Below are 13,270 nucleotides of genomic sequence, written 5' to 3' on the forward strand. Positions count from 1 at the left end.
GTTGATTCGAGTATGGACCGCCGCCTGAGAAAAAAACGTATCGACCAGTGTCAGCGACAGGATTGGCAACCCTGTTATTATCCGCGACAGCTTTCTACGCCATCTTTCTTCAGCCGACACGAGCGAATTCATGAGCACTGACAAGACCAATCAGTCCTGGGGCGGCCGCTTCAGTGAACCCGTCGACGCCTTCGTCGCCCGCTTCACCGCCTCCGTCACTTTCGACCAGCGCCTGTATCGCCACGACATCATGGGCTCGATCGCTCACGCCACAATGCTGGCCAAGGTCGGCGTGCTGACCGATGCCGAGCGCGACAGCATCACCGATGGCCTGAAGACCATCCAGGGTGAAATCGAGGCCGGCCAGTTCGACTGGCGCATCGACCTCGAAGACGTGCACATGAACATCGAGGCGCGTCTGACCGACCGCATCGGCGTCACCGGTAAAAAGCTGCACACCGGTCGCAGCCGTAATGACCAGGTCGCCACCGACATCCGCCTGTGGCTGCGTGACGAGATCGACCTGATCCTGAGCGAAATCACCCGCCTGCAAAAAGGCTTGCTGGAGCAGGCCGAACGCGAAGCCGGCAGCATCATGCCGGGCTTCACTCACCTGCAAACCGCGCAGCCGGTGACCTTCGGGCACCACATGCTGGCCTGGTTCGAAATGCTCAGCCGCGACTACGAGCGCCTGGTCGACTGCCGCAAACGTACCAACCGCATGCCACTGGGCAGCGCCGCACTGGCGGGCACCACCTACCCGATCGACCGCGAATTCACCGCCCAACTGTTGGGCTTCGACGCTGTTGGTGGTAACTCACTGGACAACGTGTCCGATCGTGACTTCGCCATCGAGTTCTGCTCGGCCGCGAGCATCGCGATGATGCACTTGTCGCGCTTCTCCGAAGAGCTGGTGCTGTGGACCAGCGCGCAGTTCCAGTTCATCGATCTCCCGGACCGTTTCTGCACCGGCAGCTCGATCATGCCGCAAAAGAAAAACCCGGACGTTCCAGAGCTGGTGCGTGGCAAGACCGGCCGCGTATTCGGCGCGCTGATGGGCCTGCTGACCCTGATGAAAGGCCAGCCACTGGCCTACAACAAGGACAACCAGGAAGACAAAGAGCCGCTGTTCGACGCCGCCGACACGTTGCGCGACTCGCTGCGGGCCTTTGCCGACATGATCCCGGCGATCAAACCCAAGCACGCGATGATGCGTGAAGCAGCCCTGCGCGGTTTCTCCACCGCCACCGACCTGGCCGACTACCTGGTTCGCCGCGGTCTGCCGTTCCGTGACTGCCACGAAATCGTTGGCCATGCCGTGAAGTACGGCGTGGAAAGCGGTAAAGACCTGGCGGAAATGAGCCTGGAAGAACTGCGCAAGTTCAGCGACCAGATCGACCAGGACGTGTTTGCCGTGCTGACCCTGGAAGGCTCGGTGAATGCCCGTGACCATATCGGCGGGACTGCGCCGGCACAGGTCAAGAAGGCTGTGGCTCGCGGTCAGGCATTGCTCGCCAGCCGCTAAACCGCCAAAAGCTTCGTCGGAACGCCGCCCGGAGCAAGCCCGCTCCCACATTTGGAATGCGTTCCCCCTGTGGGAGCGGGCTTGCTCGCGAAAGCGGTTTAAGGCGCCCCAAAAATCTACTTCTTGGACGCGACCATCGCCAAAAACGCTGGCATCGCCGCTTCCTTGTCCTTTGCAATCCGCTGCACATTCGGATTCTGCCCCAGACGCTCCAGCAGCGCCTTGGCCGCCGGCATCTCGGCCAGCAAATCCAGGTCAAACAGCTTCTGCGCCACCGCACAGGCCAGCGGCACGCTGTAGAGGAAATACAAATCCGCAATGCTCAGGCTGTCGCCTGCCACATAAGGGGCGAACTTGCCGTGCCTGCCCAGTGAGGCAAACCCCAGCAGCAACTCGGCTTTGGTCTTGTCCTTGATCGCATCCGGCACCGTCATGCCGAAAAATGCTTCGCCGTAGCAGGCTCGCCCCGGCAATTCGATGTACAGCTCGATTTCCTTGGCCAGTGCCAGGACCTGCGCCCGCTCAAAGGGATCGCTCGGCAACAGCCGCGTGCCTTTCTGGCTGTGCTCGAGGTATTCGAGAATCACGCTGGTTTCGTTGACGAAACCCTGTTCGACGCCCAGCACCGGCACCTTCCCGCGCGGGCTGATGGCTAACGCCTCGGCGCTCGGCCCCGGGTAAAACAGCACCTCTTCTAACGGCAGTCCCTTCTCGAGCAACGCCAGCTTGACCATGTTGTAGTAGTTGCTGACGGAAAATCCATAAAGCTTGAGCATCACATAGCCTCCAGGCCGTGCGGGGTTGGCTGGTGCCTTTTATAGAACGCCGCGACGTTTCTTGCCAGCAGCATCACAGCGCTGAATGCAGGTAAACTGGCCGCCTTAACTTGAGGAGCCTGCCATGAGCGAGCCAACCCCCGGCATCAACAACGACGACATCGACGAAGAAGAGTTCGCCGAAAACACCCTGGTCGAAGCCATCGAAAACCAGATCGAAAGCGACAACCCGCCAGCCGCCAAGGCGACCTTCAACAAGCTGACATTGGTGGGTTACGAGCGTGAAGAAATCCTCAATCTGATGGCCCACGTTCTGGCGGTGGAAATCGACGCGATCCTGGAAGAAGACCGCGCGTTCAACACCGAATGGTACGAAGCTGCGTTGCGTGCATTGCCAGAGTTGCCGCCGGAAAAGAAATAAAATCAAAGATCGCACCTGTTGAAGGTTGCGATCTTTTTCATTTCAGACAACCGTTTCTCAGACCCTGACTACACTGTATCCACCCCGCTGCCGCACCACCCACCGGGGAATGCTTCCCAAGGCGAAAAAACCCTGTCGCGAGCACTGGACATGCCGCCCGAGTGGGATCACCTTAGGGACGCTGTCGTCCAATTCCTAGAAAGTCTGGAGTCCTTATGTCGCTTACCCCTGAGTTGGTTGCCGAACTGGAAATCCTCGCACTCTTCAACCTGGACAGTTCCCAGGAAGGTTTGAAAATTCATCAAACCGCTGCCCCGAAAGCCATTGCCGCCGCCCAACGCCTGTTCGACAAAGAACTGATCACTCAGCCCGATGGCGGTTATCTGACCAGCCTGGGCCGTGACGCCGCGCAAAATGTGCAAACCGTTCTGACCATTCTCAACGTCCGGGAAACTGCCTGAGCATTACCGCAGCGCCCACGGAAACCCCTGCTACGGGATTTCCGCGGGCACATTTCGTTACTTGCCCTGTTGCCTGCCGTCGCCCCGCGATAAAAATCTGACGCCAGAAAAACAAAATCAGCTTAAAAGTCCTGGAGCCGAGGCGCTAAACTGCCCTCATCCGCAGACACCCACGTCTGAACCCCGCGAGCCGGTTTGAGCTGACATGACCCGCCACCATGAAATCCGCCCCGATCTGGACGAGGGAATCGACCGCAAGGTTCTCAGCCAACTGCGCGCACGTTTTCTGAAGCTCAATGAAGGCCGTATGGCCCGCGCCATGGAAGGGTTGTCGACCCGCCAGCAAGCGGTACTGACCCTGTTGCCGCTGTTTTTCCACGTCAATCATCCGCTGTTGCCGGGGTACGTTTCGGGCAGCACGCCAGCCGGGCTGTCGGATTACGAACCCGACGCCAACACCCTCGCCGAAGCCCAGCGCCTGACCCGCTCGTTTTCCTATAAGCCCCGCCATGGCAGCAATCCGCCGCGACCAATTCACGGCTTGTTCCTGATGGGCAGCCTCGGCACCCTCGCCCAGGCCGACCAAAGCGACATGGACGTGTGGGTCTGTCACGGGCCGGACTTGAGCGAAAGCGAGCTCGCTGAACTGCGCAAAAAATGCCAGCTCCTCGAAGTCTGGGCTGCCAGCCAAGGCGCCGAGGCGCATTTCTTCCTGATCGACCCGACCCGTTTCGTACGCGGTGAACGTGATGCGCAACTGAGCTCGGAAGACTGCGGCACCACCCAGCACTATCTGCTACTGGACGAGTTTTATCGCACCGCGATCTGGCTGGCCGGACGCACGCCCATCTGGTGGCTGGTGCCGGTCTACGAAGAAGCGAGCTACGACCGTTACACCCACACGCTGATGTCCAAGCGCTTCATCCGTGCCGACGAAACCCTGGACCTGGGGCATCTGGCCTATATCCCGCCTGGCGAATACATCGGCGCCGGACTCTGGCAGTTGTTCAAGGGCATCGAGTCGCCGTACAAATCGGTACTCAAACTTCTGCTGACCGAGGTCTATGCCAGCGAACACCCCAAGGTTCATTGCCTGAGCCTGCGCTTCAAGCAAGCGGTGTTTGCCAATCGGCTCGACCTTGATGAGCTGGACCCGTACGTCGTGGTCTACCGGCGCATCGAGGAATACCTGACCGCCCGTGGCGAGCCGGAACGGCTGGAGCTGGTACGCCGGGCGTTGTACCTGAAGGTCAATCGCAAACTCACCGGCAGCAGCAGTCGCACTCAGAGCTGGCAGCGTTCGTTGCTCAAACGCCTGGCCCACGAATGGCAGTGGGACCATCGTCAACTGGCCCTCCTCGACAGCCGCAGCCAGTGGAAAGTCCGTCAGGTCGGCTCTGAACGAAGGGCCTTGGTCAACGAACTCAATTACAGCTACCGCTTCCTGACCCAGTTCGCCCGCAACGAACAGACCGCCAGCCTGATCAACAAGCGCGACCTCAACGTGCTGGGTCGACGGCTGTACGCGGCTTTCGAGCGCAAGGCCGACAAGGTCGAGTTCATCAACCCTGGCATCGCCCCGGATCTGGCCGAAGATACCCTCACGCTGGTGCATGCGCCGAACAAAAAAGAATCGGGTCAAACTCAGTGGGGTTTGTACAACGGCAGCCTGACGGCCCTCGAATGGGAGCATTTCGCACCGATCAAGCGCAGCCGCCAATTGCTGGAACTGCTGACCTGGTGTCACCGCAATGGCGTGATCGACAGCAGCACTCGCCTGGCCTTGCATCCTGGCAGCAGCGATTTGAGCGAGTTCGAGCTGTTCAACCTGCTCGGCAGCCTGCAACAGAGCATCGTCCTGCCGCTGACGACCGTCGCCGAAGAACCGTTGCTGCGCGCCAGCGAGCCGAGCGAAGTGCTGATTCTGGTGAACGTCGGCGTCGATCCACTCAAGCACCACCGCGACCTGAACATCCTGATGACCACCGAGCGCACCGATTCCCTCAGTTACGCCGGCGTCCGGGAAAACCTGGTGCTGACCCTGGATCAGGTCACGCTCAATAGTTGGAACGAAGTGCTGGTCAACCGCTTCGACGGCCCTCACGCGCTGCTCGACTGCGTGCGTGATTACCTCAACAACCTGCCCGGCGGGCTACAACAACCCACGTTGCGGGTTCGGTGCTTCTGCCACAACCGTGCGCAGTTTATTGCCCGGCGGGTCGAAGAGATCCTCGACACCGCGCAGAACCTGCTGTTAAGCAAACTCAATCATCGCTACCTGATTCAGGTCCAGCAGCACTACCACGTGCTGGAGCTGGTGCCCGGCCAAGTCAATCATGTCGCCCTCGCCACGCTGCCGGCGCTGGTCGATTACCTGGGCGAAGAGCGGCCAAGCTACAGCCCACTGCACCTGGACCCGATGGCACTGGAAGACCACGACCTGGCGCTGGTCCTGCCGATGGGCCAGCCCGATTGCATTCAGGTGTTCTACCGGATCAACGAATACCACGCCGACCTGTACGTGCTGGATGAATTCAATGCCCTGTGGCAGCAGCGCTTGCCCTACCACGACGAGCAAAGCCTGCTGGTGCCGCTGCAACGTTTCCTGCAATCGATCCAGTACCGGCGCGACGCCTTGCTGCCGATGGACGTCGCCCAGCCGTTGAGCCTGGACACCTTGTATTACCAACTGCTGCCCTCCGGCCCCGTGCGGGCGCGTCGGGTCGAAGCTCGGCCAGCGCCGCAAACCCCGGTCAACAAACCGTTCTACGACGTGCAGGCGATTGTCGGCAAAGCCGCACCGGGACAGGTGCAGGTCACGTTGTATTGCAATCAGCGGGAATTTTCAGAGCTGGAACATGGCGACCAACTGTTCAGCGTGGTCGCCCGGGAAATCGTCGAGCAGCGCCGTGAAACCGAACGCTATCGCTGCTACATCACCGACCTGGACCTGTCGGGCCTGCTCGGTGATGGTCAGAGTTCAAGCATTTTGTATTTGCGCTACAAGGCTGACCTGGAGCGCGCATTGAACGAGGCGCTCGAGCAGGTCTGAGGGGTTTATTCCGGAAAGTGGCCGCCCTCGGCCGGCTGCGATTCGACTTCCAGCAAGGTCAGTTTGAGGGTCTTGCCGCCTGGAGCCGGCCAGTCGATGTGCTGACCCACCTTGAGGCCGAGCAAGGCACTGCCCACTGGCGCCAGAATGGAAATCTTGCCTTCGTCGGCATTGGCATCCTTCGGATAAACCAGCGTCAGGTGATAGTCCTTGCCGCTGCCTTCTTCGCGGCAATGTACGCGGGAATTCATGGTCACGACATCGGCGGGTACTTCATCGTGACCGACCAGGGTATCGGCGCGGTCCAGCTCGGTTTGCAGCGCGATAACGCCCGGCAGCGTGTCATCCAGGCTGTCGATCAGGCGCTCCAGACGTTGCACGTCCAGACGGGTAAGGGTGATTGAAGGTGCGGTCATGATTTGGGCAGACTCCTTTCTTCTGCACAGAAAAAGCAAAACCCCGCCAGAAAAAGGCGGGGTTTTCACGAGCCTCGATGGGTTGAGGCGTTTCTCGACACTATCACAGCTCAATAAATATACAAGTCAGGCCCCGTCGACCTGTTTGCGCTGTGTAGCCTGGGCGCAGATAACCCGCCGCCGATCGTCATCGGCCGAGCGCCATTCGCGGATGTCTTCGACATGGCGAAAACACCCAAGGCAGACCTTCTGCTCATCCAGCCGACACACGCCGCTGCACGGCGAAGCCACCGCCGGGCTGACATTGCTGTAGAGCGGTTTGGGCGGACGAACGGGCACAGGCTGGGTCACGATCTCACAGGCCTTCGAAATCGAGTTCGACGTCAGCCTGCTGCTTGACGATGCGCTCGAGCATCTCGCCGAGTTGTTCGTCGCTCTTGTCACACATCCAGCGCTTGCTCTCTTCGTCGTAATCGAAGTGGAACCCGCCGGACACGGCCGCCAGCCACAGCTGCCGCAGCGGTTCCTGACGGCTGAAGATCAACTGGCTGCCGTTTTCGAACTTGACGGTGAGCACACCGGCCGAGCTCTCCAGATCGATATCCAGGTCACACTCGTCAAAAATATCTTCCAGCGTCTGCTGGGTGGCATCGACCAGGTCGTGGAAACGGGCTTCAGTCAAACTCATTGCGGGAACCTCAAAAAGTGTCTACTCACGCTCAAGCGCCGCAAGATACGGCCGAGCCCCGGTGATTGCAAAGGATAACGACCAAGGGCCCGATAGCGTTACGAAATATCCACGTACGGCGCAGGACAAGTTACCGCGCTACGGTCCAAGCCCCGCCGGACGGGAGCCCCGTCGCATAGGCAAGCTGCCGGGTGGCCGGTATACTCCGGCGCAATTAATGCATTTTCAAGGATTTCGCCATGAAGCGCCTGATCTCTTCCCTTGCTGCGCTCGCTTCGCTCGTCGCTTTTGTCAGCTTATTATCGGCCTGTGGTCAAAAAGGCCCGCTGTACCTGCCCGATGACAGCCAGGATCCTGCCGAGCAGGCCAAGTCGTCACAGCAATCTCCGTCGAAAGCACACAAGCACGACGTCTACCAATAAGGGAACGCCATGGACGCTTTTAACTACCGTGACGGCGAGCTGTTCGCGGAAGGTGTTGCCCTGTCCGCCATCGCCGAACGCTTTGGCACACCGACCTACGTCTACTCCCGTGCGCACATCGAAGCCCAGTACCTGGCATTCGCCGATGCGCTGGCCGGCATGCCGCACCTGGTCTGCTTTGCGGTCAAGGCCAACTCCAACCTGGGTGTTCTGAATGTCCTGGCGCGTTTGGGCGCCGGTTTCGACATCGTCTCCCGTGGCGAGCTGGAACGCGTACTGGCCGCTGGCGGCAGCGCCGACAAAATCGTTTTCTCCGGTGTCGGCAAGACCCGTGACGACATGCGTCGTGCCCTGGAAGTCGGCGTGCACTGCTTCAACGTCGAATCCACCGATGAGCTGGAACGTCTGCAAGTGGTCGCTGCCGAGCTGGGCGTTCGCGCGCCGATCTCGCTGCGCGTGAACCCGGATGTCGACGCTGGCACCCACCCGTACATTTCCACCGGTCTTAAAGAGAACAAGTTCGGCATCGCCATCGCTGACGCCGAAGACGTGTACATCCGCGCCGCCCAACTGCCAAACCTGGAAGTGGTCGGTGTCGATTGCCACATCGGTTCACAACTGACCACCCTGCCACCCTTCATCGACGCCCTCGACCGCCTGCTGGGCCTGGTCGACCGCCTCGGCGATTGCGGCATTTACCTGCGCCACATCGATCTCGGTGGTGGTTTGGGCGTGCGTTATCGCGATGAAGAGCCGCCATTGGCTGCCGACTACATCAAAGCCGTGCGCGAGCGTCTCGACGGTCGTGACCTGGCGCTGGTATTTGAGCCGGGCCGCTTCATCGTCGCCAACGCCGGCGTGCTGCTGACCCAGGTCGAGTACCTCAAGCACACCGAACACAAAGACTTCGCCATCGTCGACGCGGCCATGAACGACCTGATCCGCCCGGCGCTGTACCAGGCCTGGATGGACGTCACCGCCGTGCGCCCGCGCAATTCCGCTGCCCGCGCCTACGACATCGTCGGACCGATCTGCGAGACCGGCGACTTCCTGGCCAAGGATCGTCAGCTGGCCCTGGAAGAAGGCGACCTGCTGGCCGTGCATTCGGCCGGTGCCTACGGGTTTGTCATGAGTTCCAACTACAACACCCGCGGCCGTGCCGCTGAAGTGTTGGTGGACGGTGATCAGGCATTTGAAGTGCGTCGCCGTGAGACGGTAGCCGAGTTGTTTGCTGGCGAAAGCCTGCTGCCGGAGTAAAACCATGCTGCTGCGTTTTACCAAGATGCACGGCCTGGGCAATGACTTCATGGTCCTTGACCTGGTCAGCCAGCATGCGCACATCCTGCCCAAACACGCCAAGCAATGGGGCGATCGGCATACGGGTATCGGTTTCGACCAGTTGCTGATCGTCGAAGCGCCCAGCAACCCGGACGTGGATTTCCGCTATCGGATCTTCAACGCCGACGGCTCCGAAGTGGAACAGTGCGGCAACGGTGCGCGCTGTTTCGCACGCTTCGTGCTCGACAAGCGCCTGACCGCGAAGCGGCAGATCCGCGTCGAGACCAAAAGCGGCATCATCGAACTGGATATCCGCAGCGACGGGCAGATCGGTGTCAACATGGGCGCGCCGCGCCTGGTGCCGGCCGAGATTCCATTTGAAGCGCCGGAGCAGGCCACAAGCTATCAGGTTGACGTCGACGGCACCCTGGTCGACCTGGCCGCCGTGTCCATGGGCAACCCCCATGCCGTGCTGCGGGTCAACGACATCAACAATGCACCGGTGCATGAACTGGGGCCGAAAATCGAAAACCATCCGCGCTTCCCGGCGCGGGTCAATGTCGGTTTTCTCCAGGTCATCGACCGAAGCCGCGCGCAGTTGCGCGTCTGGGAGCGCGGGACCGGGGAAACCCAGGCTTGCGGAACCGGCGCCTGCGCTGCCGCAGTGGCCGCGATCAGCCAGGGGTGGATGGATTCGCCGCTTTTGATCGACCTGCCCGGCGGGCGTTTGTCCATTGAATGGGCAGGCCCTGGCCAACCGGTCATGATGACCGGCCCGGCAGTGCGCGTTTATGAAGGACAAGTGCGTCTTTGAGAGAGTCGAATCCATGAAAGATAAGCCCCAGGTTCCCGCCCTACAGCCCGACGAATCCCCTTCCGAAAGCCTTGAGGCGGCGGCGATTGCCGCGTACCTGGAGGCTCATCCGGATTTCTTCGTCGAGCATGAAGAACTGCTCGCCACCTTGCGCATTCCGCACCAGCGCGGCGACACCATTTCGCTGGTCGAACGGCAGATGAGCATCCTGCGCGACCGCAATATCGAGTTGCGTCATCGCCTCTCGCACTTGATGGACGTGGCCCGCGACAACGACCGCCTCTTCGACAAGACCCGCCGCCTGATTCTCGCGCTGATGGACGCCACCAGCCTGGAAGACGTGGTGATCAGCGTCGAAGACAGTCTGCGCCAGGACTTCCAGGTGCCTTTCGTCAGCCTGATCCTGCTGGGTGACAACCCGATGCCGGTCGGCCGCTGGGTCACGCATGCCGACGCGCAAACGGCCATCGGCGGCTTGCTCTCGGAAGACAAAAGCGTCAGCGGCAGCCTGCGTGAACACGAACTGGACTTCCTGTTTGGCGAAGAACAGCGCAAACAGATCGGTTCCACCGCCGTCGTCGCCATCAGCTACCAAGGCATCCACGGCGTCCTGGCCATCGCCAGCCGCGACCCGCAGCACTACAAGAGCTCGGTGGGCACACTGTTCCTCAGCTACATCGCCGAAGTCATGGGCCGTGTGCTGCCACGGGTCAACACCTCCCTGCGCTCGGTACGCTGATCGTGGAACGGCAACTGGACGCTTACTGCGAACACCTGCGCAGTGAGCGGCAGGTGTCGCCTCACACGCTGTACGCCTACCGTCGCGACCTCGACAAAGTGCTGGGCTGGTGCGCCAAACAGAACATCAGCAGTTGGGCGGCCCTGGACATCCAGCGCCTGCGCAGCCTGATCGCACGCCTGCATTCACAGGGCCAATCTTCGCGTAGCCTGGCGCGGCTGCTGTCGGCGGTGCGCGGGCTCTATCATTATCTGAACCGCGAAGGCCTCTGCGACCACGACCCGGCCAACGGCCTGGCACCGCCGAAGGGCGAACGTCGGCTGCCAAAAACCCTCGACACCGATCGCGCGCTGCAACTACTTGAGGGCGCGGTGGAGGATGATTTTCTGGCGCGTCGGGATCAGGCGATACTGGAGCTGTTCTATTCCTCGGGTTTGCGGCTGTCGGAACTGACCGGGCTCAATCTGGATCAGCTGGACCTGGCCGACGGCATGGTTCAAGTGCTCGGCAAGGGCAGCAAGACCCGACTGCTGCCGGTCGGCAAAAAAGCTCGCGAAGCGCTGGAGTTGTGGCTGCCGCTACGGGCCATGACCAATCCGGCGGACGACGCGGTGTTTGTCAGCCAGCAAGGCCGGCGCCTCGGCCCACGGGCGATTCAGGTGCGGGTTAAAGCCGCTGGCGAGCGCGAACTGGGGCAGAACCTGCATCCGCACATGCTGCGACACTCCTTCGCCAGCCATTTGCTGGAGTCCTCCCAGGACCTGCGGGCGGTGCAGGAATTGCTCGGCCACTCGGACATCAAAACCACCCAGATCTACACCCACCTGGACTTCCAGCACCTGGCGACGGTTTACGACAGCGCCCATCCAAGGGCCAAACGCATCAAAGGCGATGAGTCATGAGAATTCAATTGATCACCTTCGACCTCGACGACACCCTGTGGGATACCGCGCCGGTGATCGTCAGCGCCGAAGCCGTATTGCGTGAATGGCTGACCGAGCATGCACCGAATCTGGGCGCCGTGCCGGTGGAGCATTTGTGGGCGATTCGAGAGCGGATCCTCAGCAGCGAACCAAGCCTCAAGCACCGCATCAGCGCCCTGCGTCGCCGAGTCTTGTTCCACGCGCTGGAAGAGGCCGGTTACGACCAGGGTCAGGCCTCAGACCTGGCCGATCAGAGTTTTGAAGTGTTTCTGCATGCCCGGCATCAGCTGGAAATCTTCCCGGAAGTACAACCGACCCTGGAGACGCTGGCCAATCACTATGCCCTCGGCGTGGTCACCAATGGCAACGCCGATGTGCGCCGCTTAGGGCTGGCGGATTACTTCAAGTTTGCCTTGTGCGCCGAAGACATCGGCATCGGCAAACCGGATGCGCGACTGTTTCATGAGGCGTTGCAGCGTGGTGGTGCGACGGCCGAGACGGCCGTGCATATCGGCGATCATCCGGGTGACGACATTGCCGGCGCCCAGCAGGCGGGATTGCGGGCGATCTGGTTTAACCCGGCGGGCAAAGTGTGGGAAGCCGAGAAGGCACCGGATGCCGAGATCCGCAGCCTGAGCGAGTTGCCGGCGTTGCTGGCCCTTTGGAACGCCCAACACTAACCCTGAGATCACCGATATTCCCCTTGTGGGAGTGAGCCTGCTCGCGATAGCGGAGTGACATTCAGTATTTATATTGCCTGACACACCGCTATCGCGAGCAGGCTCACTCCCACAGGGGATCGACGCAGGCCCAAGATTTTTGTTTCACCCATGAAAAAGCCCGCAGCGACGGCGGGCTTTTTCAGCAAGCAAGTAGCAGGCTCAGATAGGCCGGCTGCCATACTTGTTGTCAGGCTTCTTGGGCGGATCGGCGACCACATTGGCCTCCACTTCCTGCACCTTGCCGCCCTTGGCCAGGAACTCTTCCATGGCCCGCGCCAGAGCATCACGCTCCTTGTTTTTTGCTTCGACGCTCGGCAGCTCATCGACCGATACCGCTGCCTTGGCTTTGCCTTTGGCGGTCGGAACGGGCGCTTCACCGCCATCGTCGTCAGCAACGTCTTCCGCTGCTGTTTCCAGACCTTCTTCGGTTTCGTCGTCGCCTACTTCGAGGTCGTCGTTTTCCAGATCATCGTCGCTCATGTTCTACCTCATGACTTGCGAAAAGCAGATTAGTTATAGCCCAGCTTCGCCGTCTGTCGAAGGCCGCTGGAAAAAATTCTACAACCGCTGGCAACCAGTGGTTTATGCCTCTTCACCGTGCACGGTGGCGAGGACTTTACGGGCACCGCCAAAATCACGGTGCTCGCCCAGATAAACGCCTTGCCAGGTCCCCAGCGCCAGTCGGCCTGCCGAAATCGGCAAACTGAGCTGACAGCCAAGCACGCTGGCCTTGAAGTGCGCCGGGAGGTCGTCCAGGCCTTCGTCGTTATGCTCATAGCCGTCTGCTCCTTGTGGGATCAGACGATTGAAAAATCGTTCGAAGTCGCGACGTACCGCCGGATCGGCGTTCTCGTTGATGGTCAACGACGCCGAGGTATGCTGCAGCCACAAATGCAACAGACCGACCCGACATGCCTTGAGTTCAGGCAGGCCGGCGAGTAACTCGTCCGTTACCAGATGAAAGCCCCGGGGCCTCGCCCGCAGGGTAATCAGAGTCTGTTGCCACATACAGTTCTCCGCACGTTCGGGGCGC

At 60.7% G+C, this 13,270-nt stretch carries 16 protein-coding genes; 10 read left to right on the top strand and 6 right to left on the bottom strand.

Translation table 11 applies throughout. The features are described from left to right. The first annotated feature begins 130 nt into the window (after window positions 1-130). The gene (argH, locus tag KGB23_RS00705) at window positions 131-1,525 is read left to right on the top strand and encodes an argininosuccinate lyase (RefSeq protein WP_010465079.1); all 1,395 of its coding nucleotides are present in this window, start codon (window positions 131-133) and stop codon (window positions 1,523-1,525) included. Window positions 1,526-1,641: 116 nt separating this feature from the next. On the opposite strand, the gene KGB23_RS00710 is transcribed toward argH, so the two are convergent. Next, window positions 1,642-2,301 (bottom strand): glutathione S-transferase family protein, encoded by a 660-nt coding sequence (locus tag KGB23_RS00710; RefSeq protein WP_223429528.1) that lies wholly within the window; start codon window positions 2,299-2,301, stop codon window positions 1,642-1,644. Between the two features lie 124 nt (window positions 2,302-2,425). On the opposite strand from KGB23_RS00710, the gene KGB23_RS00715 reads away from it, so the two are divergent. From KGB23_RS00715 to KGB23_RS00725, 3 genes are all read left to right on the top strand, one after another. Then, window positions 2,426-2,722, top strand: a complete 297-nt coding sequence (locus tag KGB23_RS00715; protein ID WP_046045090.1) for a hypothetical protein — start codon at window positions 2,426-2,428, stop codon at window positions 2,720-2,722. A gap of 215 nt (window positions 2,723-2,937) precedes the next feature. Continuing rightward, entirely contained in the window at window positions 2,938-3,183 is a 246-nt protein-coding gene (locus KGB23_RS00720) for a TIGR02647 family protein (protein WP_008150272.1), read from the top strand. Window positions 3,184-3,388: 205 nt separating this feature from the next. After that, on the top strand, window positions 3,389-6,235 hold the full coding sequence (locus KGB23_RS00725) for a class I adenylate cyclase (RefSeq protein ID WP_223429529.1): 2,847 nt from the start codon (window positions 3,389-3,391) through the stop codon (window positions 6,233-6,235). A gap of 5 nt (window positions 6,236-6,240) precedes the next feature. On the opposite strand, the gene rnk is transcribed toward KGB23_RS00725, so the two are convergent. The 3 genes from rnk to cyaY all read right to left on the bottom strand — a co-directional run bounded on the left by rnk (window position 6,241) and on the right by cyaY (window position 7,339). After that, the gene (gene rnk, locus KGB23_RS00730) at window positions 6,241-6,651 is read right to left on the bottom strand and encodes a nucleoside diphosphate kinase regulator (RefSeq protein WP_046045088.1); all 411 of its coding nucleotides are present in this window, start codon (window positions 6,649-6,651) and stop codon (window positions 6,241-6,243) included. A gap of 126 nt (window positions 6,652-6,777) precedes the next feature. Further along, complete coding sequence (locus KGB23_RS00735; protein WP_150657861.1) at window positions 6,778-7,002, bottom strand: DUF1289 domain-containing protein; 225 nt, start codon at window positions 7,000-7,002, stop codon at window positions 6,778-6,780. 4 nt (window positions 7,003-7,006) lie between these two features. After that, complete coding sequence (gene cyaY / locus KGB23_RS00740; RefSeq protein ID WP_223429530.1) at window positions 7,007-7,339, bottom strand: iron donor protein CyaY; 333 nt, start codon at window positions 7,337-7,339, stop codon at window positions 7,007-7,009. Window positions 7,340-7,578: 239 nt separating this feature from the next. Here cyaY and lptM point away from each other — a divergent pair, with 239 nt between their 5' ends. The 6 genes from lptM to KGB23_RS00770 are packed head-to-tail and all read left to right on the top strand — an operon-like array spanning window position 7,579 to window position 12,195. Then, window positions 7,579-7,761 (top strand): LPS translocon maturation chaperone LptM, encoded by a 183-nt coding sequence (lptM, locus tag KGB23_RS00745; protein ID WP_223429531.1) that lies wholly within the window; start codon window positions 7,579-7,581, stop codon window positions 7,759-7,761. Window positions 7,762-7,770: 9 nt separating this feature from the next. Further along, complete coding sequence (gene lysA / locus KGB23_RS00750; RefSeq protein ID WP_223429532.1) at window positions 7,771-9,018, top strand: diaminopimelate decarboxylase; 1,248 nt, start codon at window positions 7,771-7,773, stop codon at window positions 9,016-9,018. Window positions 9,019-9,022: 4 nt separating this feature from the next. After that, a complete protein-coding gene (gene dapF, locus KGB23_RS00755; RefSeq protein WP_223429533.1) occupies window positions 9,023-9,853 on the top strand; it encodes a diaminopimelate epimerase in 831 nt (276 codons plus the stop codon). Between the two features lie 13 nt (window positions 9,854-9,866). Further along, complete coding sequence (locus KGB23_RS00760) at window positions 9,867-10,592, top strand: DUF484 family protein (RefSeq protein ID WP_046045082.1); 726 nt, start codon at window positions 9,867-9,869, stop codon at window positions 10,590-10,592. A 2-nt stretch (window positions 10,593-10,594) separates the two neighbouring features. Further along, entirely contained in the window at window positions 10,595-11,494 is a 900-nt protein-coding gene (gene xerC / locus KGB23_RS00765; RefSeq protein ID WP_223429534.1) for a tyrosine recombinase XerC, read from the top strand. Continuing rightward, window positions 11,491-12,195, top strand: a complete 705-nt coding sequence (locus KGB23_RS00770; protein ID WP_223429535.1) for an HAD family hydrolase — start codon at window positions 11,491-11,493, stop codon at window positions 12,193-12,195. The genes xerC and KGB23_RS00770 overlap by 4 nt, the downstream gene beginning before the upstream one ends. 201 nt (window positions 12,196-12,396) lie before the next feature. Here KGB23_RS00770 and sutA read toward each other — a convergent pair whose 3' ends face one another. Continuing rightward, window positions 12,397-12,717, bottom strand: a complete 321-nt coding sequence (gene sutA, locus KGB23_RS00775; RefSeq protein ID WP_223429536.1) for a transcriptional regulator SutA — start codon at window positions 12,715-12,717, stop codon at window positions 12,397-12,399. Window positions 12,718-12,819: 102 nt separating this feature from the next. Further along, window positions 12,820-13,245: a secondary thiamine-phosphate synthase enzyme YjbQ gene (locus KGB23_RS00780; RefSeq protein ID WP_111448318.1), complete on the bottom strand. Its 426-nt coding sequence runs from the start codon at window positions 13,243-13,245 to the stop codon at window positions 12,820-12,822. Between the last annotated feature and the right edge of the window lie 25 nt (window positions 13,246-13,270).

Source organism: Pseudomonas sp. GL-B-26 (genome assembly GCF_019947405.1).
GTDB lineage: Bacteria > Pseudomonadota > Gammaproteobacteria > Pseudomonadales > Pseudomonadaceae > Aquipseudomonas.

Bases quoted from the DNA above. Each gene is read 5' to 3' on its own strand.
- argH (WP_010465079.1), top strand. From the start codon at position 131: ATGAGCACTGACAAGACCAATCAGTCCTGGGGCGGCCGCTTCAGTGAA.
- KGB23_RS00710 (WP_223429528.1), bottom strand. From the start codon at position 2,301: ATGCTCAAGCTTTATGGATTTTCCGTCAGCAACTACTACAACATGGTC.
- KGB23_RS00715 (WP_046045090.1), top strand. From the start codon at position 2,426: ATGAGCGAGCCAACCCCCGGCATCAACAACGACGACATCGACGAAGAA.
- KGB23_RS00720 (WP_008150272.1), top strand. From the start codon at position 2,938: ATGTCGCTTACCCCTGAGTTGGTTGCCGAACTGGAAATCCTCGCACTC.
- KGB23_RS00725 (WP_223429529.1), top strand. From the start codon at position 3,389: ATGACCCGCCACCATGAAATCCGCCCCGATCTGGACGAGGGAATCGAC.
- rnk (WP_046045088.1), bottom strand. From the start codon at position 6,651: ATGACCGCACCTTCAATCACCCTTACCCGTCTGGACGTGCAACGTCTG.
- cyaY (WP_223429530.1), bottom strand. From the start codon at position 7,339: ATGAGTTTGACTGAAGCCCGTTTCCACGACCTGGTCGATGCCACCCAG.
- lptM (WP_223429531.1), top strand. From the start codon at position 7,579: ATGAAGCGCCTGATCTCTTCCCTTGCTGCGCTCGCTTCGCTCGTCGCT.
- lysA (WP_223429532.1), top strand. From the start codon at position 7,771: ATGGACGCTTTTAACTACCGTGACGGCGAGCTGTTCGCGGAAGGTGTT.
- dapF (WP_223429533.1), top strand. From the start codon at position 9,023: ATGCTGCTGCGTTTTACCAAGATGCACGGCCTGGGCAATGACTTCATG.
- KGB23_RS00760 (WP_046045082.1), top strand. From the start codon at position 9,867: ATGAAAGATAAGCCCCAGGTTCCCGCCCTACAGCCCGACGAATCCCCT.
- KGB23_RS00770 (WP_223429535.1), top strand. From the start codon at position 11,491: ATGAGAATTCAATTGATCACCTTCGACCTCGACGACACCCTGTGGGAT.
- sutA (WP_223429536.1), bottom strand. From the start codon at position 12,717: ATGAGCGACGATGATCTGGAAAACGACGACCTCGAAGTAGGCGACGAC.
- KGB23_RS00780 (WP_111448318.1), bottom strand. From the start codon at position 13,245: ATGTGGCAACAGACTCTGATTACCCTGCGGGCGAGGCCCCGGGGCTTT.